Here is a 26,654-nt window from a genome sequence, read left to right as displayed (position 1 = left end):
CTCGCGCTCGAAGTCGGCACGAGAGGCACATTCACACCGCGTCAATTCCGCATTTTCGCCGTCTTGCCTTATCCTGCCTTCGCTCGCCGGCTTGCGGTACAAAATCCAAGCAGTCTACCGTCGTCGCGACACGCCCCGACCCGCCAAGCCCGGGCGTAGCCGGCTCGACGGCCAGCCCGCATGAACCTAGCACGGAAGTTTGCATGTACAGCGTCAAAGAAGCCTTCTATACCTTGCAGGGAGAAGGCGCCCAAGCCGGTCGCGCCAGCGTCTTCTGCCGCTTCACCGGCTGCAACCTCTGGTCCGGCCGAGAGGGTGACCGCGCGAGAAGTCGGTGCACCTTCTGCGATACCGATTTCGTCGGAATCGATGGTCAGAATGGCGGCCAGTTTCTGGATGCCGCCGCTCTGGCAGCCCACCTGACGGCACTCTGGCAGGCGCCCGATCAGGCCAATGTCTCGCGCTACGTGGTCTTCACCGGTGGCGAGCCCCTGCTACAGCTGGACGAGGCGCTGGTCGACGCCATGCATGCGCAGGGATTCGAGGTCGCCGTCGAGACCAACGGCACGCTGCCGGCACCCGCGGGCATCGACTGGATCTGTGTCAGCCCGAAAAGCGATACGACGCTACGCCTGACCCGGGGCCACGAGCTCAAGCTCGTCTATCCCCAGGCGGGCGTCGATCCGGCGAATTTCGCCGGGCTCGATTTCACCCATTTTTTCCTGCAGCCGATGGATCTCAACCCAGGTGCCATCGTCAGCGATGGCGACCCGATGGCAGCAACCGTCGGATATTGCCTTCGGCACCCGCAATGGCGTCTCTCGCTGCAGACTCACAAGATCGCAGGAATCGATTGATGACCCTGTTCGTGAATAACCTGACCAACATCGACGCATCGATCTGGTCTCCCCAACGCGGACTGAGCGGCGCCAGCTGGCACGTCGACGTGGAACTCGACGGCGAGCTGGGGGAGGACGGCATGCTGTTCGACTTCGGCGAGGTCAAACCGTGGATCAAGTCGCGCCTCGATGCGGGCCTGGATCATACGTTGCTGGTGCCGACCCAGGCAGCCGGCGTCAAGATCGAGGAGTGCAGCGAAGGTCTCCACCTGGCGGCCGAACTCCCCTTCCCGCTGGAACTTCGGGCGCCCCGCCAAGGCTTCACCTTATTCCCGTGGGGAGAGATCACCTCGGAGCGCCTGGGTGCGCACCTCAGCACCGAACTCAGCAAACGACCGCCACCTCGGGTCGAAGCGATCCGAATTCGCCTTCGCGAAGAGCTGGCCGACGGCGCGATCTATCGTTACAGCCACGGTCTCAAGCACCATAAGGGCAACTGTCAGCGCATCGCCCACGGCCATCGCTCGCACCTGCGAATCTGGCGGGACGGCAAACGCGATTCCGAACTCGAGATGCAGTGGGCACAGCGCCTGGATAATGGCTATCTCGTCGACGATGCCGATATCGTCGGCCCCCGCCGCGGTGATGACATCATGCGAGTCCGCTATCGATCGGAACAGGGAAAGTTCCAGCTGCATCTGCCGAGAGAGCGCTGCCACACACTGCCCGCGCCCACCACCGTCGAAAACATCGCGGCCTGGCTTGCCGAGCAGATTGCTTCGTCCACCGGCGCCCATATTCGGGTGCAGGCATTCGAGGGGATCGACAAGGGTGCGCTCGCCGAGAGCCGTGGCACCAGGACGACGGGCTAGAAAGGCATGAGTTGCAGAGCCGGCTGCGGTGCTTGCTGCATCGCACCATCGATCACCACTCCCATCCCCGGCATGCCGGAGGGCAAGCCCGCCGGCGTTCGCTGCGTACAACTCGACGACGATAATCTATGCCGGCTATTCGGGGAGGCAAGCCGCCCGACCGTCTGCCGGCGCTTCGAGTACGATCGGGAGCTGTGCAGCGATGACCGCGAACAGGCGCTACGTATTCTCACGCAATGGGAGCAAGCCACTCGCTGAGTCGCACACCCCCGCTGTCGCCATTGCCAATCGGAAAAGCCTGGCCCTCACCAACCATCCTCCCTGACGATAAGAACCCTCCCGGCTGACGGCAAATATACCGTCAGGCCAGGGAGGGTTCGGCGAGAATCAGGCAAAGCAGCACGCCTGGCTGGCGGGGGATCAGTTACGCTCGATGTCCGCCTCGTCCTGCAGCGTCTGGGTCAGTCCCTGAATGACGATCTGGGCCTGCAGACGTTGCGCCAGACGTGTCGCAAAATCTGCGTCACCGGAGTCGGCATCGCCCGACTGCACCGACTCGACCCCGACGATGGCAACGCCATCCTGACTGTCGATGTGCCCCCAGGCCGTCTGGCCATCCTCGGGATGAGGAAGACGGAAAGCCTCTTGGAGCACGGCATCCGGCAAGCCGTCGGCATCCCGGGTGACACTGTCGGCTTGCTGCCAATCGATATCCGCTGCCGCCTGACCGCTGCGCAGCGACGCCAGGGTCGCGGTCGCGAGCTCCTGCAATCGCTGTCGAGTCTGCTGCGTCTTGACCGCGCTTTCGACCTGGGTCCGGACTTCGTCGAGCGGCAATGTGCTGGCTTCACGGTGATCGACGACACGAAGCGCAACCCGCTGCTGGTCGTCGGTCTCGATCACATCGCTGTTATAGCCGTCCTCGAGCACATCCGGGGAGAACGCAGCGGCGGCGACATCCGGATTGGAGAGCACTCCTTCGCCACCCGCGTCCCGAGAAAACCAGTCACTGGTCATCACCTTCAGTCCAAGCTCGTCGGCGACGCTGGAGAGATCTTCCGCCTGATAGACATCATCGGTCATCTTCTGCGCACGCTCATTGAAGAGCGACTGAGACTGTTCGAGTTTGACCTGCTGAGTGAGGGCTTCGCGATCGTCCTCGAACGACGGGATATCGATCCCCGTCACCTTGATCAGGTGCAGGCCATACTGCGTCTGGACGATTTTCGACACCTGTCCCGGATCCAGTGAGAAAGCGGCCTCATCGAAACTCTCCCCGAAGAATCCTTTCTGAATCGCGCCGAGATCCCCGCCGTTGCTGGCAGAGGAAGAGTCATCGGAATATTCTCGCGCGAGATCGGCAAAGTTTGCGCCCTGCGCCAGCTTGGACTGGACCTCGGCCAGGCGCTCCCGCGCCTGCTCTTCCGTGCGATCGTCACCGAACGTCACCAGGATGTGGGATACCTCGCGCGGGGCCTCGGCTCGTGCCTGCTCGTAGGCCTGGCTCAACTGGTCGTCGCTGACCTCGATGTCCTTGGCCACGTCCTCCTGATTCAGAACGATATAGTTGACCTTGACCTGCTCGGGGCGACGATAGTCCTGCTGATGCTGGTCGTAGTACTGCTGAAGATCGGCATCACTGGGAACCACGGGTTGCTCGAGGTCCGCCGCTGACAATTGCGCATAGCGGAATGTCCGCTGCTGATGCTGCAGCGACGCCAGCCGTGTCTTTTCGAACGGCAGCAGGAACGTGGAGGCCGCAAGCCCCTGCTGAACCTGGCGCCGCAGCGTATCGGCTCGGAGTTCGCGACGGAAGGATGAAGGCGTATAACCGGCCTGGGCCAGGCGATTGGTGAACAGATCGTTCGAGAAGCGACCGTCCTGATCCTGAAATTCAGGTAGCGACACGATCAGCTGGTCCAGCTGGCTGTCGGAGATGTGCAGTCCGCCCTCGCTGGCGTACTGATCCAGGGTGCGTTGCCGAATCAGCTGATCGAGCACCTGGCCTCGGAACTGGCGCTCCTGGCTGGCAGGAACCTGGCCCGACCGGATGCCTCGCTGAACCTGCGTCTCGACGGCCTGGCGGCTGATGGACTCACCGTTCACGGTCGCCGCATCATTGCTTCCGGCAGAAAAGTAACTGACCAGAGACTCCGCGCCGAAAAGCGCAAAAGTGACGATGATGGCTCCCACGATGACTTTCGCCACCCACCCCTGAGAACCCTCACGAATTCGTTGCAGCATGCTGTCCTCGCATGTCGTTGACCCAAATTTGCGCCCGTATCGTACACCGCCATGCCACCGAGGCGCACCCGGGGACGGATCACTGGCGACGGCACCTGCGGAAGCCGATTCATTGCAGCAGGCAATAAAAAAGCGCACCGCTGAGGCGATGCGCTTATGTGCTACGGGCTTTCAACGGCCTAACCGCCTAGGCCTTCCGACGCTTAGCGAAGCGCCAGCCCGCGACAGAGCGAAACTCAGTTCACCGCGTCTTTGAGTGCCTTACCCGCCTTGAAGCTCGGCACCTTGGCAGCGCTGATGTTGATCGGCTTGCCAGTCTGCGGGTTACGGCCGGTACGCGCAGCACGTTCCTTGACCGCAAAAGTCCCGAACCCAACCAGTGCTACGGAGTCGCCTTTCTTCAGGCTGTCTGATACGGACTCGATCATCGCGTCGAGTGCACGAGTAGCAGCGGCCTTGGGAATATCGGCAGACGCAGCAATGGCTTCAATCAGCTCGGATTTATTCACACTTCACCCCTTGACTGTATACGAAATTAACAGGACATCGATGCGCAATCAGAGACGCGGTCACGATCACAACAAGTGGGCATTTTATAGCAATGCCAAGATTACCCTGTCAATCGAGATCCTCAGAAAAACCGCGTCATATCGGGCTTGGCGCACGAAATTTGCTTATCGACAAGATCAATGTGTGCTGACATTGGTTTGCGAAGAAGTTACATCTTCGACAAGTTTGTCATCCTCGTCGACATGATTCGTCAACGCCGCTGACAACACGTCATCAATCCACTTTACCGAGCGAATGTCCAATGCATTCTTGATATTGTCGGGCACCTCTTTCAGATCCCGACGATTATCCTCCGGTATGAGTACGATCTTTATACCACCGCGTCGGGCAGCCAGCAATTTCTCCTTCAACCCGCCGATCGGCATGACCTCGCCTCGCAGGTTGACCTCGCCAGTCATGGCAACGTCACATCGTACCGGGCGCCCGGTGTAGGCGGATACCATGGCGGTCACCATGCCGATACCGGCACTGGGACCATCCTTGGGCGTGGCTCCTTCAGGGACGTGGATGTGCAGGTCCTCTTTCTCGAAGCGCTCTGGATCGATGCCGAACTGACTGGCTCTGGCCCGCACCACGGTGTGCGCCGCGCTGACCGACTCCTTCATGACGTCGCCCAGCGAACCGGTCTTGTTGACGCGGCCCTTGCCCGGCGTGACCACGGATTCGATGTACAGCAGTTCGCCACCCACCGAGGTCCACGCCAGGCCGGTGACTCGCCCAATCTGATGCGCCTGATCGGCCAGACCGTAACTGTATCGACGCACGCCGGCGTAACGCTCGATATCGTCGGCCGACAGCTTCAATCCCGCCTGGGCCCCCTGACCTTTGCCGGCCTCGAGGCGCTCACGCAGCACCTTGCGGCTGACCTTGGCAATCTGGCGCTCGAGTTCACGCACCCCAGCCTCGCGAGAGTAGTAGCGCACCAGTTCGAGGATGGACTCATCACTGAAGGTCAGTTCCTCCTCCTTGAGGCCATTGGCCTTGAGCTGCTTCGGGACCAGATAACGCTTGGCGATAGCGAGCTTCTCGTCCTCGGTATACCCAGGCAGCCGAATCACTTCCATGCGGTCGAGCAGCGGTCCGGGGATGTTCATCGAATTGGCGGTGCAGATGAACATCACGTCCGATAGGTCGTAATCGAGTTCGAGATAGTGATCGCTGAACTTGTCGTTCTGCTCGGGATCGAGGACCTCGAGCAGTGCCGAGGAGGGATCTCCCCGATGATCCATGCCGATCTTGTCGACCTCGTCGAGCAGGAACAGCGGGTTTCGCACCCCTGCCTTGCTCATCCGCTGTATCAGCTTGCCCGGTAGCGAGCCGATGTAGGTTCGGCGGTGGCCACGAATCTCGGACTCGTCACGTACGCCACCAAGGGCAAGCCGGACGTAGCGGCGGTTGGTGGCGCGCGCGATGGACTGCCCCAGCGAAGTCTTGCCCACGCCAGGCGGTCCCACCAGACAGAGCACCGGCCCTTTGAGCTTCTTGACCCGCTTCTGCACGGCGAGATATTCCAGAATTCGCTCTTTGACCTCTTCCAGCCCGTGGTGATCTTCGTCCAGGACCTTGACCGCGTGAGCCAGGTCGTGCTTCACGCGGGTGCGTTTTTTCCAGGGCACAGACAGCACCCAATCCAGGTAGGAGCGCACAACGGTCGCCTCCGCCGAAGTCGGAGACATCATCTTGAGCTTGCCGAGTTCCTGCGTGGCCTTGTCGACGGCCTCCTGCGGCATGCCGGCTTCCTGGATGCGCTGCTCGTACTTCTCCGCTTCGTTGGGGACGTTCTCGAGCTCGCCCATCTCTTTCTGGATGGCCTTCATCTGCTCGTTGAGATAGTACTCGCGCTGGGATTTCTCCATCTGGTCCTTGACCCGCGAGCGGATGCGCTTCTCGACCTGGAGCAGATCGATCTCCGACTCGATCAGCGCCATCAGGTGCTCGACCCGATCACGTACGCGATCCATTTCGAGCAGTTCCTGCTTGTCATCGATCTTCAACGACAGATGCGCACAGATGGTGTCGACCAATCGGCTGGGATCCTCGATCTCCTGCAGCGAGGACAGGACCTCGCTCGGCACTTTCTTGGACAGCTTGACGTACTGCTCGAACTGATTGAGCAGGACGCGAACCAGCGACTCCTGCTCGCGTTCGCTCAGCGGTTCACTGTCCCGCGCAACCGCCTGCGCGCTGATGAAGCCGTCCTCATCCTCCAGGACTTCCTGGATATCGGCCCGAAAACTGCCTTCGATGAGAACCTTGACGGTGCCATCGGGCAGTTTGAGCAACTGCATGATGTCGGCGACCGTGCCGATACCGAACAGATCCTCGACGCCAGGATCATCGTGAGCGGCCTCGCGCTGCGCGACGAGCAAAACCCGCTTGTCGTGCTCCATCGCCGTCTCCAGCGCGCGGATGGACTTTTCACGCCCCACGAACAGTGGGATGACCATCTGCGGATAGACCACCACGTCACGCAGCGGCAAGAGCGGAAGCTTGAGTGTCTGGTCAGAGCTCTGCGCCATTACAGCATTTCCTCGACAAACTTTCGGATGGGTGAGCCACCAGAGCGGCAATAGGGAAGATACGTGGGGGCGCCACCGCTCAGATGCAAGAGTGATCGACGCGGGCGATAGCCATAAAAGCGAGGGGGCCGTCAGGCCCCCTCGTCTAGGCAGGTAACAACGCGGGCTCGATCACCCGTCCTTGTTGGCGACGCGGCTCTCTTCCTGCTTCGAGTAGATCAGCAACGGCTCGCTGTCACCGGAAATGACGGAGCCATCGATCACGACCTTGGTCACGCCATCCAGCGACGGGACATCGTACATGGTCTCGAGCAGCACGGATTCCAGGATCGACCGCAGACCGCGAGCGCCCGTCTTGCGCTCCATGGCCTTGTGGGCCACCGCTCGCAACGCATCCTCTCGGAAGTCCAGCTCGACACCTTCCATTTCGAACAGATGGGCGTACTGCTTGACCAACGAGTTCTTGGGCTCGATCAGAATCTGGACCAGCGCGTCCTCGGTCAGCTCCGTCAACGTGGCGATGACCGGCAGGCGTCCGACGAACTCAGGGATCAAGCCGAACTTGACGAGATCTTCCGGTTCGACGTCGGCGAGAATATCGCCAACCCCCTTGTTGCTTTCCTTGCTCTTGACGGAGGCGTTGAAGCCGATCCCGCCCTTCTCGGCGCGGTCGCGGATCACCTTGTCCAGGCCGGCGAAGGCACCGCCGACGATGAACAGGATATTGCCAGTGTCGACCTGCAAAAACTCCTGCTGGGGATGCTTACGCCCCCCTTGCGGCGGCACGGAGGCCGTCGTGCCCTCGATCAGCTTGAGCAAGGCCTGCTGGACGCCTTCGCCGGAGACGTCGCGAGTGATCGACGGGTTATCCGACTTGCGGGAGATCTTGTCGATCTCGTCAATATAGACGATACCGCGCTGAGCCTTCTCGACGTCGTAGTCGCACTTCTGCAACAGCTTCTGGATGATGTTCTCGACATCCTCACCGACATAGCCGGCTTCCGTCAGCGTGGTGGCGTCCGCAATCGTGAACGGCACGTTGAGCAGGCGCGCCAGCGTCTCCGCCAGCAGCGTCTTGCCGCTACCGGTCGGGCCGATCAGCAGGATATTGGACTTGCCCAGCTCGATGCTGTCGCTCTTGCCACCACTACTGCGCAGGCGCTTGTAATGGTTGTAGACAGCCACCGACAGCACCATCTTGGCGCGATCCTGGCCAATCACATAGTCGTCGAGCGTATTGCGGATCTCTCGAGGTACGGGAAGACGGTCTTCATCGCTCTCGGCGTCGGCTTCCAGAACCTCTTCGCGAATGATGTCGTTGCAGAGATCGACACACTCGTCACAGATATAGACGGACGGCCCGGCGATTAGCTTGCGAACCTCGTTCTGGTTCTTGCCACAGAACGAGCAGTAGAGCAGCTTGCCGTTGTCGTCTTTGCCTTTACCGTCGGCCATTCGTGTACCTCGTCAGGACGGCGACGCGGGGCGCCGCCGTGTGAAACCTTGACTCAAACGCTATCAGGATACCGGACGCTTATCCAGCATGGCGTCGATCAGGCCATATTCAACGGCCTGTTCGCCATCCATGAAGTTGTCCCGATCGGTGTCCTGAGCAATCTTGTCGATATCCTGCCCGGTGTGCTCGGCCAGAATGCGGTTCAGCTTCTGGCGAATGGTCAGGATTTCCCGGGTGTGGATCTCGATATCCGCAGCCTGACCCTGATATCCCCCAAGCGGCTGGTGAATCATCATCCGCGAATGCGGCAGACAGAAGCGCTTGGATTTCGCACCGCCGGCAAGCAGCAGCGCACCCATGCTCGCCGCCTGGCCGATACAGACCGTGGAGACATCGGGCTTGATGAACTGCATGGTGTCGTAGATGGACATGCCTGCGGTCACCGAGCCGCCCGGCGAGTTGATATAAAGGTGGATGTCCTTGTCCGGATTCTCGGACTCCAGGAACAGCAGCTGCGCCACAACCAGGTTGGCCATGTAGTCCTCGACCTGGCCAACCAGGAAGATGACACGCTCTTTGAGCAGACGAGAATAGATATCGTATGACCGCTCGCCGCGCGCACTCTGCTCCACCACCATCGGGACCAGGCCACCGGCATTACTGATGTCGAACTCGTTACGCATCGCGATTTCCTTACATCTGGTGATTGTCAGGCCCATCGACTAGCGACCCGGCCGGAACCGGGTCGTCTCGCTTACCAAGCACCCGTCATGCTTTGGAATCGCTTTCCTCGGCTTCGTCCTCTTCGCCCGCTTCCTCGGACTGCTGGGCGGCCTGCAGCACTTGCTCGTAGCTCATGCTGACGTCGTTAACCTGAGCCTGCTCGAGAAGCTTGTCAACGGCCTTGTCTTCCAGCACGGCAGACTTGACCTGTCCCTTTAGCTCATCGTTCTGCATGTACTGGTCGACGACCTGCTCCGGCTGCTGGTACTGGGTTGCCAGTTCCTCGGCACGGGCACGGATTTCGTCATCGCTGGCATCGAGCTCGTGCTGCTTGATGACTTCCGCCAGCAGCAGGCCGATCTTGACACGGGTGCGAGCCTGCTCGGCGAACAGCTCGTTCGGCAACTGGCTGACGTCGAAGTCTTCACCGAGGCCGAACTGCTGGGCGGCTTGACGCTTGAGCCCGTCGGTCTCCTGCTGGATCAGCGACTGCGGGACCGTGACGTCGTTGGCTTTCTGCAGCGCATCGAGAGCCTGCTGCTTGACCCGGTTACGGGCCGCCTGGCGGACTTCGCGCTCCATGTTGCCCTTGACCTCGGCCCGGAACTTGTCGGCATCGCCGTCTTCCACGCCGAACTCCTTGATGAAGTCGGCATCGACTTCCGGCAGCGCCTTGGCAGAGACTTCATGAACCTTGACCTTGAAGGTCGCCTCCTGACCCGCCAGGTGTTCGGCCTGGTAGTCCTCCGGGAAGGTCACGCTGATGCTCTTCTCGTCACCGGCCTTGGCGCCGATCAACTGCTCTTCGAAGCCCGGAATGAAGCGATTGGACCCCAGCTCGAGCTCGTGCCCTTCGGCGGAACCGCCCTCGAACGGCTCATCGCCGAGGAAGCCCTGGAAGTCGATCTTGACCTTGTCGCCCTCTTCCGCTGCGCGCTCGACCGGCTGGAACTCGGCCCGCTGTCCGCGCAGGGTCTCGATCATCGTGTCGATATCGGCCTCGGCGATCTCCGCCTGCGGGCGCTCTATGGGGGTGCCATCGATGCCGCTGAGCTCGATTTCCGGATAGACTTCGAGCGTGGCGACGAACTCCAGGTCCTTGCCCGTCTGATCGACCTTCGGCTCGATCGAGGGGTAGCCGGCCGGGTTCAGGCTCTGCTCGGTGATTGCCCGCACATAGTGCTGACGCATCAGCTCACTGACGACTTCATTGCGGACATCCTTGCCGTAACGCTGGCGCACGACCGCCATCGGGATCTTCCCTTGACGAAAGCCATTCAGACGAACGCGCTTGGCGGTGTCTTGCAGGCGAGTCGCAACCGCTTCATCGACCTCGGCTGCGGGAACCTGAACAGTGATGCGACGTTCGATCTGGGATGTCGTCTCAACGGAAACTTGCATAGATGATCCTCTACCGACGGGGGCGTTCTGTGAATGCAACTCAAAGACTGTGACTTCAAAACTGTCATTTCAAAGCAAGGGGGCGATTTTAAGAACCCCCATGCCTACTGGCAAGCTGACTAGCGCGGTAAATGGTACCGATCGGGGCAAAATACAAGCCTGATGCGGCAAAAATCGACTTTAGGAGGATTCTCGATGCACTCGAGCCATCGATCGACGACGCCTGGCCGCATAGTGAAGCCGACAGCCGGAGAGAAAAGCCATGAGAGGAAATAGACTAACGAAGGGAAGAAATGGGGTGGATGATGGGGATCGAACCCACGACCACCGGAGCCACAATCCGGGGCTCTACCACTGAGCTACACCCACCATTTCTAGAAGCTTGATCGGTAATGGGGTGGATGATGGGGATCGAACCCACGACCACCGGAGCCACAATCCGGGGCTCTACCACTGAGCTACACCCACCATACCGATTCTGCATCGAGCGGGAACGCGTCACGCCGTGTTGAGTGGCGCGCCCAGCAGGACTCGAACCTGCAACCTACGGCTTAGAAGGCCGTTGCTCTATCCGGTTGAGCTATAGGCGCATTCCAATACCGGCTGCATTTCCATCGACACGCGAAGACGACAGCTTTGGTCGGGGTAGAGGGATTTGAACCCCCGACATCCTGCTCCCAAAGCAGGCGCGCTACCAGACTGCGCTATACCCCGATGCCGCGTTTTTCGTGGCCGATGACTCTACGAGCCCTTCGATGCGCTGCGTATTCTACGGATCCTTTCAGCGGGGTCAAGCCTTTACGTGCACTCAGGCCCGATTCGTCAGGCAGCGAGGAAGTCACCGTCGGACCCGAATCCCACTTCCCCGTCACCGTGCGTTGACTGCATCGCTGGGCGTGCGAAAATTGCCCACCTCCTCCGGCGACCCGCCGGCCTTCAGGACTCAGAAAGGAAAGTCGATGACCGCTCAGTTGATCGATGGCAAAGCCATTGCCGGCGCAATTCGCAGTCAGGTAAAAGCCGACGTGGAACATCGTACCCAACAAGGGCTGCGCCGCCCGGGGCTGGCCGTCATTCTGATCGGTCACGACCCGGCATCGGAGGTCTACGTCAGCCACAAGCACCGGGGCTGCGAGAACGCTGGCATCCTCTCCTTCAGCCATCGGCTCGAGACCACCACGACCCAAAAGGAGCTGGAAGCGCTGATCGACCGGCTGAACGCCGACCCGACCGTCGATGGCATTCTGCTGCAACTGCCACTGCCAGCCCATCTCGACGCCAACCCCCTGCTCGAGCGCATTCGTCCGGACAAGGATGTCGACGGGTTCCACCCTTACAACCTCGGGCGCCTGGCACAGCGACTTCCGTTGCTGCGCCCCTGCACCCCTAAGGGCATCATCACCCTGCTGGAGCACAACCGAATCCCGCTGCGAGGACTGGACGCCACCATCGTCGGCGCCTCCAACATCGTCGGTCGACCCATGGCGCTCGAACTACTGCTCGCCGGCTGCACCACCACGATCTGCCATCGCTTCACCCAAGGGCTAGAGGATAAGGTCAGGCAGGCCGACCTGCTGGTGGTCGCCACCGGCAAACCCGGACTGATCGATGGCAACTGGGTCAAGCCGGGGGCGATCGTCATCGACGTGGGCATCAACCGCCAGCAGGATGGCACGCTGATCGGAGACGTCGATTTCGACACCGCCGCCGAACGCGCCAGCTGGATCACACCGGTACCCGGCGGCGTCGGCCCAATGACCGTCGCCACGCTGTTGCAGAACACCCTCCAGGCCGCCGAACTCCACGATGCACAGTGAATCATCGACCGCTCCCATCAGGACAATGGATCAACCCATGCAGACTCTCGGTATCATCGGCGCCATGGAGCAGGAAGTCGCCCTGCTCGCGTCCCGCCTGAACAATCCCCGCACCGAACGCCACCCTGGCGGCATCTTCCATTGCGGCGAGCGTCACGGCCTCCAAATCGTGCTGCTCCAGTCCGGGATCGGCAAGGTCAACGCCACGGTGGGCGCAACCCAACTGATGACCCACTACCGCCCGGACGCCATCATCAATACCGGCTCCGCTGGCGGCTTCGGCGCGGCGATGGAGGTAGGCGACGTGGTCATCTCCAGCGAGGTACGCCACCATGACGTCGACGTCACGGCATTCGGCTACGAGATGGGTCAGGTCCCCGGGATGCCCGCCGGCTTCAGCGCCGATCCGGGATTGATCGACACGGCCCGCGCCTGCATCGAGACGCTCGGAGCCCTGCGCGTCCACGAGGGGTTGATCTGCACCGGCGACAGTTTCATGGCCGACCCGGCGCACGTCGACGCCGTGCGCAAGCACTTCCCCCAGATCCTGGCCGTGGAGATGGAAGCCGCCGCCATTGCCCAGACGTGCCACCTGTTCGGCTGCCCGTTCGTGGTCATCAGGGCGCTATCGGATATCGCCGGCAAGGAGTCCAGCCTCTCGTTCGACGCCTTCTTGGAACAAGCCGCGACTCATTCCGCCGAAATGGTCGAGGCGATCATCGCTCGCCTGGCCAGCGCCTGAGACCGAGCCGAGTGCCATAACGACGAACCCCGCCAATTGGCGGGGTTCGTCGTTTCAGGACAGCATTGGGGCTCAGGCTGGCGGCGCTTCGAAACTCCAGCGCGTCCCCTCGCGCGAATCCTTCAGCACGACGCCCAGCGCGGCCAGTTCGTCGCGAATTCGGTCGGCTTCGGCGAAGTCCCGCTGACGCTTGGCCGTCGCCCGCGCTTCGATTCGAGATTCGATCTCGGCCTCGCTCAGCGGCAGCTCGGCAGCACCAGCCTTGAAGAACTCGACGGGTGCACGCTCAAGCAAGCCCAGCAGATTCGCCAGCCGCTTGAGTTCCTGGCCGAGCGCACTGGCGTGAGCCGGGTCGGTGTCTCGTAGCCGATTGATCTCCCGCGCCAGGTCGAACAGCACCGACAGGGCTTCGGGCGTATTGAAATCGTCGCTCATCGCTGCCGAGAAGCGCTCGGCATAGATGCCCTCAACGTCACCGTGAGCCGGCTCGACGCCGTCCAGGGCATGATAGAAACGCTCGAGCGACTTGCGGGCTTCGCTCAGGGACTCCGGTGCATAGTTGATCGGACTGCGATAGTGACTGGCGACCAGCAGGTAGCGCACCACTTCCGGATCGTGAACTTCCAGCACCTCTCGAATCGTGAAGAAGTTGCCCAGCGACTTGGACATCTTCTCCTGGTTGACCCGTACCGCGCCGGCGTGCATCCATACATTGACGTAGGGCTTGCCGGTGGCCGCCTCGCTCTGGGCGATCTCGTTCTCGTGATGCGGGAAGGTCAGATCCGGGCCGCCGCCATGAATATCGAAGGTCTCGCCCAGGCAGCAGGTCGACATCGCCGAGCACTCGATATGCCAGCCTGGTCGGCCTTCGCCCCAGGGCGAGGACCAACTAGCCTCGCCCGGCTTGGCCGCCTTCCAGAGTACGAAGTCGAGCGGATCCTCCTTATGTTCGTCGACGTCGACCCGGGCACCCGCGCGCATGTCGTCGAGATTGCGGTTGTTGAGCTTGCCATAGTCGGCAAAGCGGCGAACACGGTAGTAGACGTCGCCGTTGGCGGCCGCGTAGGCATAGCCGCCTTCGATCAGGCGCTCGATCATCGCCACGATCTCCGGGATATGCCCTGTGGCGCGAGGCTCCGCATCCGGCCGCAGAACCCCCAGCCGCGCCTCGTCCTCGTGCATGGCCGCGATCATGCGCTCGGTCAGCGCCGAAATCGACTCGCCGTTCTCCTCCGCGCGTCGGAGAATCTTGTCGTCGATGTCGGTGATGTTGCGAACGTACGTCACGTCCAGACCGGTCTGGCGCAGCCAGCGCGTGATCACGTCGAACGCCACCATCACCCTGGCATGACCCAGGTGGCAGTAGTCGTAGACCGTCATCCCGCAGACGTACATCCGCACCTTGCCGGGCTCGATCGGATCGAGTTTCGCCTTGCGGCGCGTCAGCGTGTTGTAGATCTCCAGCCCGCTCATGTTCTCGTTCCTTCAGCCCTGCTTCTTCTGAATCTTGGCCCAGCTGTCCTTGAGCCCCACGGTGCGATTGAATACCAGCTTGCCATCGCGACAAGCGTGACGATCGGCGCAGAAGTAACCGACCCGTTCGAACTGGTAGCGCGCTTCCGGTTCGGCATTCGCCAGCGAGGGCTCGGCGATGCCCTGCACCGTGACCAGCGACTCCGGGTTCAGGTGATCGAGGAAATCGGCATCCTTGTCCCGATCCGGCGCCTCGTCGAGGAACAGGTTGTCGTAGAGCCTGACCTCCACCGGTACGCCATGCTCGGCGCTGACCCAGTGGATGACGCCCTTGACCTTGCGCCCTTCCGGATTCTTGCCCAGGGTCTCGAAGTCGACACTGCAGTGGAGCGCGACGATCTCGCCCTCGTCGTTCTTGATCACCTCGTCGCAACGAATGACGTAGCCATTGCGCAGGCGAACCTCCTTCCCTGGTGCCAGACGGAAGAACTTCTTCGGTGGCTCCTCCATGAAGTCTTCGCGATCGATCCAGATCTCGCGGGTCAGCGGCAGCTGGCGGGTGCCCATGTCCTCCCGCGCCGGGTGCCCCGGCACCTCGAACACCTCGCCGTGGTCCGCGGGAAGGTTGGTCAGCACCACCTTGAGCGGATCGAGCACGCACATCGCCCTCGGCGCATTGTCCTCGAGATCCGAGCGGATGGCGAAATGGAGCATCGCGATATCGACTACGTTGGCGGCACGGCTGACCCCGGTCATGTCGCAGAACTTGCGCAGCGAGGCCGGCGTATAACCGCGGCGGCGAAGCCCGGAGATCGTCGGCATGCGCGGGTCGTCCCAGCCATCGACCACGTTCCGGTCGACCAGCAGCTTGAGCTTGCGCTTGGAGGTGACCGTGTAATTGACGTTCATCCGCGCGAACTCGGTCTGGCGCGGCAGGGAGGGCACCGGCAACTGCGCCAGGAACCACTCGTAAAGCGGGCGGTGATCCTCGAATTCCAGCGTGCACAGCGAGTGCGTGATGCCCTCGATGGCATCGGACTGGCCGTGGGCGAAATCATAGGATGGATAGATTTTCCAGGCATCGCCGGTCTGATGGTGCACGGCATGACGGATGCGGTAGAGGATCGGGTCGCGCAGGTTGATATTCGGCGCGGCCATATCGATCCTGGCCCGCAACACCTTGCTGCCCTCGGCGAACTCGCCCAGCCGCATGCGCTCCAGCAGATCCAGATTTTCCTCGACACCGCGCTCCCGATAGGGGCTCGGCCGGCCCGGCTCGGTCAGCGTTCCCCGGTATTCGCGAATCTCGTCCGGGGAGAGGTCGTCGACGTAGGCCTTGCCCTCACGGACCAGATGCTGCGCCCAGGCATAGAGCTGGTCGAAATAGTCGGAGGCGAAGCGCACCGAGCCGCTCCATTCGTAGCCGAGCCAGCGGATGTCTTCCTGGATGGCATCGATATAGGCCTGCTCTTCCTTGGCCGGGTTGGTATCGTCGAAGCGAAGATGGCAGCGCCCACCGAACTGCTCCGCCAGGCCGAAGTTGACCCAGATCGACTTGGCGTGGCCGATATGCAGGAACCCATTCGGCTCCGGCGGAAAGCGGGTCACGATCGTCGTCGCCTGCCCCGACTCGAGCTCGTCGCGAATCTGGTTACGCAGGAAATTCGGCGCCCCTTGCTGGGTCTCGGCACCGGACTGGGCTTCGGAACGATCGTTGGGACTTTCGGCGCTCGTGTTGCTTTCGACGCTCATGGAATGCAGGCAACCTCTATGATTCGGATGATCGGCCGACGATGCGGCCCTGATGACCGCAGGTTAACACGCGCGGACAGCGGTTTCTCCCGGCGACCCAAAGCCGCTATTATAGCGCGACGCCCGCGGCCGGCGCCAAGCCGCCTGCCGTCTCACGACAGCCAGAATCAGCCAGGATTTCCGATGATCGTTTTGCACACCAATCACGGCGCCATCAAGCTCGAACTCGACTTCGAGAAGGCCCCGAAAACCGCCGCCAATTTCGAGCAGTACGTTCGCGACGGCCATTACGACGGGACCCTCTTTCACCGCGTGATCGATGGGTTCATGGTTCAGGGCGGCGGCTTCGACACTGACTTCGAGCAGAAGCCGACGCGCACCACGATCGAGAACGAAGCCGACAATGGCCTCACCAACCAGAAAGGCACCGTCGCCATGGCGCGCACCCAGGATCCCCACTCCGCCAGCGCCCAGTTCTTCGTCAACGTCTCCGACAACGACTTCCTCAACCACCGCGACAAGAGCGTGCAGGGCTGGGGCTACTGCGTATTCGGGCGCGTGGTCGACGGCATGGAGGTAGTCGACCAGATCCGCCAGGTGGCAACCGGACGGCGTGGCATGCACAGCGATGTCCCCGTCGAAGATGTCATCATCGAACGTGCCGAAGTCACGGATTGACCTTCCCCCTCACGGGCCGACCACCGACAGGAACCACTCCCCGCATGCAACTGCTGATCGCCGATCTCCATCTTCAACCCTCGCAGCCGGACATCGCCAAGGGTTTCATCGACTACCTGCGCGGGCCGGTCCGACAGGCCTCGTCGCTGACCATTCTGGGCGACCTGTTCGAGGCCTGGATCGGCGACGACTACCGGGGCGAGTTCGAGCAGCGGATCATCGCCGAGTTGAAGGCCTGCGCCGAAGCCGGTACCCGGCTGGCTTTCATGCACGGCAACCGGGACTTTCTGATCGGCGAGGCGTTTGCCGCCGATAGCGGCTGTGCCCTGCTCGACGACCCCACGGTGATGGAACTGGGCGGACAGCGGGTCCTGCTGATGCACGGCGACAGCCTGTGTACTCGCGACGAGGCTTACATGGCTTTCCGACGCCAGGCTCGCGACCCCGCCTGGCAGGCACAGATCCTGGCGATGCCGGTGGATGAGCGCATGGCGCTGGCCAGGAAACTTCGGGAACAGTCCGGCGAAGCCAACACCAACAAGGCCGAGGACATCATGGATGTCACCCCCGAAGCCGTCGTCGAGACGATGCAGGCCCATGACGTGAGCGTCATGATCCATGGTCACACTCACCGACCGGCCGTGCACGAACTGAACGTCGGTGGGGGGCCGGCGACGCGTTACGTGATCGGCGACTGGCGCCCCGGCAAGGGTTGGCAACTGAGAGTGGACGACGACGGCCTGACACTGGAGTCGTTCCCGATCTGATCGTGCCCGGTGACTCACCGACCTGCCCGCACCAAGCCTAGAGCTGGAAGTCGGCCGGACGGGACGAGGCGGCGCTGACGTTATCCAGCAGCGTTCGCCAGCGGGTCAGAACCGGCGCATCGGACAGCGCCACCTCTCCCAGCCGATAGCGCAATGCGCGCTGCTTCTCCCGGTCGCCGGGATCGACCAGGGAGAGCCACATCTCGAGGCTTTTCAACTCCATGTGGGGGCTGCCGGCTTCGACGGCCCAGCTTCTCGACGCTTCGATGAGGGACGCCACGCTCGCCATGTCGTCGCCCCGGCGATGCTTGACCCGGGCCATCTGCAAGCCGATTTGGGGCATCATCAGGGAGCGCCGTGTCAGCGCATGCTCGAGACAGGGCTCGAGATACGCCGCGGCGCGCGCCACATCGTTGAGCGCCAGGCAGGCGTCGCCGTACCACAGGAACGGCCGTTGCCAGGGCTCCCTGCCCGTCAACTCGCTCAATCGGGCCACGCTGGACTCGATTCTCTGCAGGCCCCGCGCCTCTCCGGCCAGCGACTGACTCCACCCCAGCACGCACTCCGCCTCCCAGTGCCAGCGCTGGAGATCCGCGGTACGCGTCATCTCGTGGGCGCGACGGCCACGTTCGGTCGCCAGATGGATATGTCCCAGTTGCCGGTAGAGGGACGCGGCGAATATCAGCGCCATGGCCAACGACCCCGGATGCCGAACGGACTCCGCCAGGCGAATGGCGGCTTCCATCTGCTGCTCCGCGCGTCGATAGTCACCCCGCAGGCAGAGGGTCCAGCTCTGATAGCAGGCCGCGGCTACCTGCGGATGATCGGAGTAAGGCAACCACTCCAGAACCATGGGCCAACTCAGCGGATCGACCTGATCGAGGTGCTCGTAGGCCAGCGAAATCCGGCCGCTCCAGTATTCGCCATGGGCGCGGGCATAGAGCGCCAGACGCTGGTAGCGCGGATCGTCGATGCGTCGCGCCAGATCGCGCAACTGCAGGGCCAGCGACTCCGCCTCTTGCGTGGCGTGGCGCTGGCTGGCGCCCACCCAGAGCCCCCAGGTCACCAGAAACGCCTGATCGTCGGCTTCATCGTCATCCGGCAGCGAGCCTTGCCACAGACTCTGCGCCCGAAGAAAACTCTCCTGCGCCGCCGGGGAGCCATGCCCTTCCAGCGCGTAGCACGCCTGTCCTTTCACCGTCAGCAGACTGATCTCACGCTCGGCACCACCGCCGGAAGTCACTTTCAGGCAGGCAAGACCGGACTCGGCCATTTTCAATGCCGTGCGGTTAGCGCTGACCTTGAGCGCACTCCTTGCCGCCATTTCGAAATAGCGTGCGGCCCGCGCCGGATCGCCACTTCGTCGCAAGTGCTCGGCGAAATCTCCGGGATGACGGCTGATCCACGCGGGGTAACTGGATTCGATCAGCGTCACGACCTGCTGATGCAGCACGATCCGCACGTCCTGTGGACACGAAAGATAGGCCGCCTCCTGCAGCAGCGGATGGCTGAACTGGAAGTCGTAGGGCGACATGTCACAGGGCTCGATGATCTCGAGCCTTCGCATCTGCTCCAGGGCCGCCTTGAAGAGATCATCACCGATGGCCAGACCGGCCCGCAGCATGCCGGCTTCGAACTGACGACCCAGCGCTGCCGCCATGTGGGCGACATGGCGATATCCCTGCAATTGGTCGATGCGGCTGGCGAGCAACCCCAGCAATCCGCTCGGCAGGCTGTCGGCGTCCAGGCGCCTGCCCTCGCGCCGGTCGATCTCGAGCCGGCGGCAGATCTCCTGCAAGTAGAGAGGAACCCCCTCGCACCGCTCGATCAACTGTTCGCGCAATCGCAGGTTCAGCTTGAGTCGATGCCGGCGGGCCAGGTAGTCCAGCATGTCAGCGGACTGTTCCGCGTCGAGGCGCCCCAATACCACCTGCTGATCCCAGTTCAACCTGACCGAGGGAACCTCCCGATTTTGATGAGAGGCAACCAGTAACAAGGCTGTGTGAATCGGCAGCCGGGCCTGAAGGTTCTGCAGGACTTTCAGTGACGGCTCGTCCAACCACTGCAGATCGTCGACGATGATCACCAGCGGACGGCGAGAACTGGTGGTCTCGAGAATCAACGCCTGGGTCAGTTGAGTGACCAGTTCCACCGCCTCGTCGGCGTCCTCCCTGGCCAGCGACGCCCGCCCAAGCACGTCGATCAGCAACTGTCGACGCTCGGTCCCGACTCGCTCCATCGCGGGAGTTCGGTCGACCAGTTCCCTGATCGCGGCGTCGTCCGGCTCCGCTTCGAGATACCACCCCAATAGCGCCTGGACCAGCCCGTAGGAGGTCTGACTCGACAAGCGAGTCGTGGGCCGCCAGAAAACCGCCGCGTCTTCTTGTTGCAGATATTCCCGGAAGTGGATCATCAGGGCGGACTTGCCGATACCCGTGTCACCCAGTACCAGCAGACTCTGTCGCAGCCCGAGGGAGACCCGGGCCAGCGCATCGCGCAGCTGGCGGAGTTCGGCCTCGCGTCCGGTGAGACTCGGCGGCAAGGCCTCGCGACAGGAAGACTCCACGCCGAGCACCAGTCCCCGTCGCTGAACCCGACCATCGCTGCTGATCAGGCGGGGGGTCAGGCGAGATTGCAGGTCGAAAGCCGGCGGCAGATGCTGGCTGGCGTTGAGCGAGATGACCAGCTCGCTGCTCTTGGCCGCCACCATCATGGCCAGCGCCACCTGCGTCACATCGCCGAACGGATCGATCGAGTGCCGCTCCGGAAGCCAGATCACGCGACCGCTATCCAGGCCGGCCGTCAGCGTGAACCGGGGTGGCGCCTCCTCGCCCTGCCACAGGTTATCGAGTTCGTGAGTAAGCCCTTGGCGACAATGCTCGAACAGCGCCACCAGTTCGGCCAGTTGATGAGTTGGGCCGTGGGTGCCAAAGCAGGCGAGCCCCACGCCACTCCCCACCGCGGCCTGCCAGAAACCCCCAAGATGGCGACACTGGGTCTCCAGCCATCGGAACAGCTGGTCCTGAGCCTTGAGGCAAGCCAGCGCCCGGCCGAGATCGTTTCCGGCGTCCGCCGGTCGGAGCGCAATCGCCATGACCGTGACCTGGCGATAATCGATATCTTCCGCCGAGTATCCCGGTGCCTCCCGCCGCCCCTGGGAGGTATCGGCGCCAATGCCGTTCGGCCAATCGAGGTGAACCTGTCCCGGCTCCGGCCCCTCCGACCAGAATCGCGCCAATTGCAGGAAGCCGGGCTCGGGCTGCTGGCCGGATAGCGCCAGGTGTTGCAGAAAGGCATTGAACTGTTCCCGGGCGGCGGCGAACTGTCCGTGCTCGGCGAGCTGTCTCACCAAACGCTCGTGGAAAGGACCAAAATCCGGGATTCGGTGGATCAGGGTTCGCAGCAGCCCCTCGGGCAGCGCCGAGCACGCCTCCAGCACCCGCTCCGCGTATTCGGTCAAGCGCTGTCGCCACTCGCCCCGCGTGCGCACCAGCCACTGCTGGAAAGCAACGCACTGCCCCAGATGCAGTTCGGACAGCAGGTCGCCACGATAGTAGTCGAGCAGCCGCTCGAGAACATCGATGGTGGGCGGTTCTCGCAGCAGGCCGTCCACCTCGCGAAGATCCCAGTGAACACTGGACGGCAGATCGAAGGAGATGGTCTGTCGGGTGACCGTCAGGGACGACTCGGCGAGATCGCCGAGGCTGTGCCGGAGGCAGTGAAGGGCATGGCGAAGATTCGTGCGCCCCGACTTGACGCCCTGGTCCGGCCATAGCATTTCGGCCAGCGCGGCGCGGCTCGCCGGCGCCTCCTGCATCAGCAGGTAGATCAGCAGCGCCTTCACCTTGTCGTAGCTGAAATGCGTCAGCGCCTGATCACCCTGCCGATACCCGAAATGTCCGAAGAGCGCGATTGTTGTTGTAGCTCGACCTGAATTCATCGTTTTCCATTATCCGATAGAAGAAGCGACCACACGCAGATCATCGCCAAGCCGGTTGACACGAGCCCCTGGTCGACCTGGGCCGGCATGATCGCTGAGGTTGCGACGACTCACGGCGAGGTCGCACTCGGCACGCCGCTATGAAAGCGGAACATGGCGTCTTCGCCTTCGATCAACGCTTTTTCGTGAGCGGCGAAGCGAACCACGCGTTCGGCCACGGCGGCCTTGCCGCCATAGCGTTCGGCGAGTCCGAGGTAATCCTCGAAATGACGCCCCTCCGAACGCACGAGGGAGCGATAGAACTTGGCAAGCGGCTCATCCAGATGAGGAATCAACCGCGCGAAACGCTCACACGAGCGCGCTTCGATGAACGCGCCCACGATCAGGATATCGATCAATCGATCCGGCTCTTCTCGTGCCACGTGTTCACGCAGCCCCTCCGCATAGCGCGACGCCTGAATATGGGAGTAGTCGACTCCCCGCTCCTGCATCAAACCGACCACCTGCTCGAAATGGAGAAGCTCTTCGCGCGCCAGTTGAGACATCTTGGTCAGCAGCTCGGGGCGATCGACATACCGGAACATCAGGCTCATCGCGGTAGAGGCAGCCTTCTTTTCACACTGCGCATGGTCGATCAACAACAGCGCCGGGTTCTCCAACGCGGCCTCGATCCAGCGCCCAGGCGTGGCACAAGGTAGGAACTCGAGCAGCTCGACCGGCAGCAAGCGGCCGATGTCGACATCGGTATCATCGATCATTCGTTCAGTAGTCATTGACGTTCTTCGGTCGCTCGGCAGACAACTGCCAAACCCGTTCACGGATGGAAGACATCGGACCGTAGCGAGACATGGCGTATTTCCCGACCATCGTTCATCAGTCATTCGAGATCAGCGTCGCGTCCACGGTCCGGAGAACCTCTCATGGACCTCGACCACTCGATACGTTGAATCAGAGTGGATTCGAGTCCAATAGGCTCATGGTAGCGCCTGCCCGACGAGACTTCGATAGCCATTTCCACGACCATGGTGACATTGACGGCAGCCCCGAAGAGGCGGAGGCCCGGCGGCGGCGTGGCCTCCTTAACATTGTCGACAGTTTCACGTAGACTTCGCAGCGCCCACCGCAGCCGATTTCGTGACAGCCATGTCAAGGGTCGCCAGACGAGCCTGGCTTGCCGAACGACGAGACGTTCCGTGCCTGCCACGTCATGGCCCGGATTCCGTCTCGCTGATGCGGGCTCTAACTCTAGATGAGGGTCTCCACCGTGCTTGAAGCTTACCGCCAACATGTCGAGGAGCGCGCCCAGGAAGGCGTGCCGCCGAAACCGTTGACCGCCGAAATGACCGCCCAACTGGTCGAGCTGCTCAAGCAGCCGCCCGCCGGTGAAGAGGCGTTTCTCCTCGAACTGATCACCGATCGCGTGCCGCCCGGTGTCGACGAGGCCGCCTACGTCAAGGCCGGCTTCCTCACCGCTATCGCCAAGGGCGAAGCGACCTCGCCGCTGATCGACAAGATCCATGCGGTCAAGCTGCTGGGCACCATGCAGGGCGGCTACAACATCGCCACGCTGGTCGAACTGCTGGACGATAGCGAGCTGGCGCAGGAAGTCGGAGAGCAGCTCAAGCACACCCTCCTGATGTTCGATGCCTTCCACGACGTCGCCGAGCGGGCCAAGAACGGCAACGCCGTCGCCCAGGCCGTGCTCGAGTCTTGGGCCGAGGCCGAATGGTTCCTGGCCAAGCCGGCACTGGCCGACAAGATCAGCATCGCGGTGTTCAAGGTACCCGGCGAGACCAACACCGACGACCTGTCGCCGGCGCCGGATGCCTGGTCGCGCCCCGACATCCCGCTCCACGCCAACGCCATGCTCAAGAACCCGCGCGACGGCATCGAGCCGGAAGTGGCGGGCAGCAAGGGCCCGCTGGCCCAGATCGAAACGGTCAAGGCCAAGGGCTTCCCGGTCGCCTACGTCGGCGATGTGGTAGGCACCGGCTCCTCGCGCAAGTCCGCCACCAACTCGGTGCTGTGGTTCTTCGGCGACGACATTCCCCACGTGCCCAACAAGCGTGCCGGCGGTTTCTGCTTCGGCGGCAAGATCGCACCGATCTTCTTCAACACCATGGAAGATGCCGGCGCCCTGCCGATCGAGATGGATGTCGACAAGCTCGAAATGGGCGACGTCATCGATGTCTATCCGTATGAAGGCAAGGTGACCCGTCACGACAGCGACGAAGTCGTTTCCACCTTCGAACTCAAGACCCAGGTGATCCTCGACGAAGTGCGCGCCGGTGGCCGTATTCCCCTGATCATCGGCCGCGGATTGACCGAGAAGGCGCGCAACGAACTCGGCCTGCCGGGCTCGGATATCTTCCGCAAGCCGGAACAGCCGGTCGACACCGGCAAGGGCTTCACCCTGGCGCAGAAGATGGTCGGCAAGGCCTGCGGCATGGACGGCGTCCGCCCGGGCATGTACTGCGAGCCGAAGATGACCACGGTCGGCTCCCAGGACACCACCGGCCCGATGACTCGCGACGAGCTCAAGGACCTGGCCTGCCTCGGTTTCCAGGCCGACCTGGTGATGCAGTCGTTCTGTCACACCGCCGCCTATCCCAAGCCGGTCGACGTCGAGACCCATCACACCCTGCCCGACTTCATCATGAACCGTGGCGGCGTCTCGCTGCGACCGGGCGACGGCATCATTCACTCCTGGCTCAACCGCATGCTGCTGCCGGACACCGTCGGGACCGGGGGTGATTCGCACACCCGCTTCCCGATGGGCATCTCGTTCCCGGCAGGTTCCGGACTGGTGGCCTTCGCGGCGGCCACCGGCGTCATGCCGCTGGACATGCCGGAATCGGTGCTGGTGCGGTTCAAGGGTGAGCGTCAGCCGGGCATCACCCTGCGCGACCTGGTCCACGCGATCCCCTATTACGCGATTCAACAGGGTCACCTGACCGTGGCCAAGTCCGGCAAGAAGAACATCTTCTCCGGCCGCATCCTGGAGATCGAGGGCCTCGAGGATCTCACCGCCGAGCAGGCGTTCGAGCTCTCCGACGCCTCCGCGGAGCGCAGCGCTGCGGGTTGCACCATCACCCTGGGCGAAGATCGCGTCACCGAGTACCTGAACTCCAACGTCACCCTGCTGAAGTGGATGATCAGCGCCGGCTATGGTGACCGCCGCACGCTGGAGCGGCGTATCGAAGCCATGGAAGCGTGGCTGGCCGACCCCAGCCTGATGCGTGCCGACGCCGACGCGGAGTACGCTGCGGTGATCGAGATCGACCTGGCCGAGATCGACCAGCCGGTGCTTTGCGCGCCCAACGACCCGGACGATGCCCGCCTGCTCTCGGAGGTTGCCGGCCAGAAGATCGATGAAGTCTTTATCGGCTCGTGCATGACCAACATCGGCCACTTCCGCGCCGCCGGCAAATTGCTCGAGAAGCAGCCGGCAGGCAGCCTGAAAACGCGACTGTGGCTTGCGCCGCCGACCAAGATGGACCAACATCAACTGACCGAGGAAGGCTACTACGGCATCTACGGCAAGGCTGGCGCTCGCATGGAAATGCCCGGCTGTTCGCTGTGCATGGGCAACCAGGCCCGCGTTGCGCCGAAGTCAACCGTGGTATCCACCTCGACCCGTAACTTCCCCAACCGTCTGGGTGACGGCGCCGATGTCTATTTGGCATCGGCAGAGCTCGCGGCCATCGCTGCCGTCGAAGGCCGCCTGCCCACGGTCGAGGAGTACAAGGCTACCATGGGTGAGTTCAATGCCATGGCGGGTGAGATCTACCGCTACCTGAACTTCCATGAGATAGAGGATTTCCAGAAAGCGGCCTCGAGCGTCATTCCGGTCGCCCAGGAAGCCTGACACGTCTCTTCCGATGCTCGCGCTTCATGAAGAGGTCACCGAAACGCCCCGCCATCGCGGGGCGTTTTTTTATGCCGGGCCTCGATGATAGATCGCTTGCGTCTGACCGGGGCTAATCATAAAGTCTGAGCGAGTCATGAAACGCTGTTCGCCAGCGTCGAAGGTCCGTGCACGTCCGTTGCCAAACGTTATCCGCATGGCAATGTGCCGATGAGGCGACGGAATGCCTGTCCGGACGCATTCAAGGGAGATTCACGATGAAAAAGAAGATCTGGCTCGTCATTCCGATGACGATTTCCCCATTGCTGCTGGCGCCGACGGCGCAGGCGGCCAACGCCGACGGGCTCTATCTCGGCATCGGCGGCGGCTACGGTGAGGTGGCGAGCAGCGACAGCGAGATCGGCAAGTTTGCCGGGGCCAGCGGCGAGAACTATCGCGTCGACGATGATGACAGCGTTTACAAGGCGTTCGTCGGTTACGAATACAACCCCTACTTCGCCACCGAGGCCTTCTACGCCGATCTGGGCAAGCCCAACCTGATCCGGGGCGGCAATGTCGTCGACCTCAAGAGCAAGGCCTACGGCTTGAGTCTGGTCGGCAAGCTGCCGGTCGGCGCCGGCTTCGAGCTGTTCGCCAAGGCAGGCATGGCACGTTGGGAAACGGAGGCCAAGGGCGAACTCAGCGCCACCTCGGATCTCGATGACAACGACGGGATCGACCCGGTCTATGGTGCCGGCGTGCAGTTCCGCTATCAGCACCTTCTGCTGCGCACCGAATACGAGCGCTACGACTTCGACAGCGACTTCAAGGTCGATACGTACACCGCCTCCGTGGGCTGGCAATTCTAGACCAGCAGTTGACGGTGCCGCGTCCAGGCCGCCTTCGAGCGGCCTTTTTCGTCAATGGTCGGACGAACTTGCAAAGATGACCGTTTGACGACAACACTGAATGGCACGCCTTGCCGCGACCATTCGTCATCGAGACCACCTGGCC

At 62.3% G+C, this 26,654-nt stretch carries 19 protein-coding genes and 4 tRNA genes; 9 read left to right on the top strand and 14 right to left on the bottom strand.

Features of this window, described 5'->3' with window-relative positions:
• Nucleotides 1-203: 203 nt before the first annotated feature.
• The 3 genes from queE to DOM54_RS10240 are packed head-to-tail and all read left to right on the top strand — an operon-like array spanning nt 204 to nt 1,969.
• A complete protein-coding gene (gene queE, locus DOM54_RS10250; RefSeq protein ID WP_110716230.1) occupies nt 204-857 on the top strand; it encodes a 7-carboxy-7-deazaguanine synthase in 654 nt (217 codons plus the stop codon).
• Entirely contained in the window at nt 857-1,711 is an 855-nt protein-coding gene (locus tag DOM54_RS10245) for a 6-carboxytetrahydropterin synthase (protein ID WP_110716229.1), read from the top strand. Before queE ends, DOM54_RS10245 begins: the two co-directional genes overlap by 1 nt.
• 6 nt (nt 1,712-1,717) lie before the next feature.
• Nucleotides 1,718-1,969: a YkgJ family cysteine cluster protein gene (locus tag DOM54_RS10240; RefSeq protein WP_110716228.1), complete on the top strand. Its 252-nt coding sequence runs from the start codon at nt 1,718-1,720 to the stop codon at nt 1,967-1,969.
• Nucleotides 1,970-2,131: 162 nt separating this feature from the next.
• Here DOM54_RS10240 and DOM54_RS10235 read toward each other — a convergent pair whose 3' ends face one another.
• The 10 genes from DOM54_RS10235 to DOM54_RS10190 form a co-directional block, all read right to left on the bottom strand.
• A complete protein-coding gene (locus DOM54_RS10235; protein WP_110716227.1) occupies nt 2,132-3,955 on the bottom strand; it encodes a SurA N-terminal domain-containing protein in 1,824 nt (607 codons plus the stop codon).
• 236 nt (nt 3,956-4,191) lie between these two features.
• A complete protein-coding gene (gene hupB / locus DOM54_RS10230; RefSeq protein WP_110599351.1) occupies nt 4,192-4,464 on the bottom strand; it encodes a nucleoid-associated protein HU-beta in 273 nt (90 codons plus the stop codon).
• Nucleotides 4,465-4,641: 177 nt separating this feature from the next.
• Nucleotides 4,642-7,044, bottom strand: coding sequence for an endopeptidase La (lon, locus tag DOM54_RS10225; RefSeq protein ID WP_110716226.1), 2,403 nt, complete (start codon nt 7,042-7,044; stop codon nt 4,642-4,644).
• A 171-nt stretch (nt 7,045-7,215) separates the two neighbouring features.
• The gene (clpX, locus tag DOM54_RS10220) at nt 7,216-8,499 is read right to left on the bottom strand and encodes an ATP-dependent Clp protease ATP-binding subunit ClpX (protein WP_110716225.1); all 1,284 of its coding nucleotides are present in this window, start codon (nt 8,497-8,499) and stop codon (nt 7,216-7,218) included.
• A gap of 63 nt (nt 8,500-8,562) precedes the next feature.
• On the bottom strand, nt 8,563-9,183 hold the full coding sequence (clpP, locus tag DOM54_RS10215) for an ATP-dependent Clp endopeptidase proteolytic subunit ClpP (RefSeq protein ID WP_110599345.1): 621 nt from the start codon (nt 9,181-9,183) through the stop codon (nt 8,563-8,565).
• Nucleotides 9,184-9,268: 85 nt separating this feature from the next.
• Nucleotides 9,269-10,624, bottom strand: a complete 1,356-nt coding sequence (gene tig / locus DOM54_RS10210) for a trigger factor (RefSeq protein ID WP_110716224.1) — start codon at nt 10,622-10,624, stop codon at nt 9,269-9,271.
• 294 nt (nt 10,625-10,918) lie between these two features.
• Nucleotides 10,919-10,993: transfer RNA gene (locus DOM54_RS10205), tRNA-His, on the bottom strand.
• A 24-nt stretch (nt 10,994-11,017) separates the two neighbouring features.
• A tRNA-His gene (locus DOM54_RS10200) sits at nt 11,018-11,092 on the bottom strand.
• 45 nt (nt 11,093-11,137) lie between these two features.
• Nucleotides 11,138-11,214 (bottom strand) — tRNA-Arg (locus DOM54_RS10195).
• 47 nt (nt 11,215-11,261) lie between these two features.
• Nucleotides 11,262-11,338 (bottom strand) — tRNA-Pro (locus tag DOM54_RS10190).
• A gap of 245 nt (nt 11,339-11,583) precedes the next feature.
• Here DOM54_RS10190 and folD point away from each other — a divergent pair.
• Together folD and mtnN are read left to right on the top strand one after the other, a co-directional pair.
• The gene (gene folD, locus DOM54_RS10185) at nt 11,584-12,441 is read left to right on the top strand and encodes a bifunctional methylenetetrahydrofolate dehydrogenase/methenyltetrahydrofolate cyclohydrolase FolD (protein WP_110716223.1); all 858 of its coding nucleotides are present in this window, start codon (nt 11,584-11,586) and stop codon (nt 12,439-12,441) included.
• Between the two features lie 37 nt (nt 12,442-12,478).
• Nucleotides 12,479-13,183, top strand: coding sequence for a 5'-methylthioadenosine/S-adenosylhomocysteine nucleosidase (gene mtnN / locus DOM54_RS10180; protein ID WP_110716222.1), 705 nt, complete (start codon nt 12,479-12,481; stop codon nt 13,181-13,183).
• Nucleotides 13,184-13,255: 72 nt separating this feature from the next.
• Here the strand turns inward: mtnN and cysS are convergent, their stop codons facing one another.
• Together cysS and DOM54_RS10170 are read right to left on the bottom strand one after the other, a co-directional pair.
• Nucleotides 13,256-14,647 (bottom strand): cysteine--tRNA ligase, encoded by a 1,392-nt coding sequence (cysS, locus tag DOM54_RS10175; protein ID WP_206019090.1) that lies wholly within the window; start codon nt 14,645-14,647, stop codon nt 13,256-13,258.
• A gap of 21 nt (nt 14,648-14,668) precedes the next feature.
• Complete coding sequence (locus tag DOM54_RS10170; protein WP_110716220.1) at nt 14,669-16,408, bottom strand: glutamine--tRNA ligase/YqeY domain fusion protein; 1,740 nt, start codon at nt 16,406-16,408, stop codon at nt 14,669-14,671.
• 183 nt (nt 16,409-16,591) lie between these two features.
• Between DOM54_RS10170 and DOM54_RS10165 the strand changes: the two genes are divergently transcribed.
• Together DOM54_RS10165 and DOM54_RS10160 are read left to right on the top strand one after the other, a co-directional pair.
• Nucleotides 16,592-17,086, top strand: a complete 495-nt coding sequence (locus tag DOM54_RS10165; RefSeq protein ID WP_110599333.1) for a peptidylprolyl isomerase — start codon at nt 16,592-16,594, stop codon at nt 17,084-17,086.
• 44 nt (nt 17,087-17,130) lie between these two features.
• Entirely contained in the window at nt 17,131-17,853 is a 723-nt protein-coding gene (locus DOM54_RS10160) for a UDP-2,3-diacylglucosamine diphosphatase (protein WP_110716219.1), read from the top strand.
• A 37-nt stretch (nt 17,854-17,890) separates the two neighbouring features.
• Here the strand turns inward: DOM54_RS10160 and DOM54_RS10155 are convergent, their stop codons facing one another.
• Together DOM54_RS10155 and DOM54_RS10150 are read right to left on the bottom strand one after the other, a co-directional pair.
• Nucleotides 17,891-21,793: an ATP-binding protein gene (locus DOM54_RS10155; RefSeq protein WP_110716218.1), complete on the bottom strand. Its 3,903-nt coding sequence runs from the start codon at nt 21,791-21,793 to the stop codon at nt 17,891-17,893.
• A 110-nt stretch (nt 21,794-21,903) separates the two neighbouring features.
• Nucleotides 21,904-22,566 carry a MiaE family protein gene (locus tag DOM54_RS10150; RefSeq protein WP_167406511.1) on the bottom strand — a complete coding sequence of 221 codons (663 nt, stop codon included), beginning with the start codon at nt 22,564-22,566 and terminating at the stop codon, nt 21,904-21,906.
• Between the two features lie 491 nt (nt 22,567-23,057).
• On the opposite strand from DOM54_RS10150, the gene acnB reads away from it, so the two are divergent.
• Both acnB and DOM54_RS10135 read left to right on the top strand, forming a co-directional pair.
• Nucleotides 23,058-25,661, top strand: a complete 2,604-nt coding sequence (gene acnB, locus DOM54_RS10140) for a bifunctional aconitate hydratase 2/2-methylisocitrate dehydratase (RefSeq protein WP_110716648.1) — start codon at nt 23,058-23,060, stop codon at nt 25,659-25,661.
• Nucleotides 25,662-25,918: 257 nt separating this feature from the next.
• Nucleotides 25,919-26,509 carry an outer membrane beta-barrel protein gene (locus DOM54_RS10135; protein ID WP_110716215.1) on the top strand — a complete coding sequence of 197 codons (591 nt, stop codon included), beginning with the start codon at nt 25,919-25,921 and terminating at the stop codon, nt 26,507-26,509.
• Nucleotides 26,510-26,654 lie beyond the last annotated feature (145 nt).

This window comes from Salinicola acroporae, from assembly GCF_003206615.1.
Taxonomy (GTDB): domain Bacteria; phylum Pseudomonadota; class Gammaproteobacteria; order Pseudomonadales; family Halomonadaceae; genus Salinicola; species Salinicola acroporae.
Note: the sequence above shows the minus strand (reverse complement) of the source record. Positions and strands in the feature narration are given on the sequence as shown.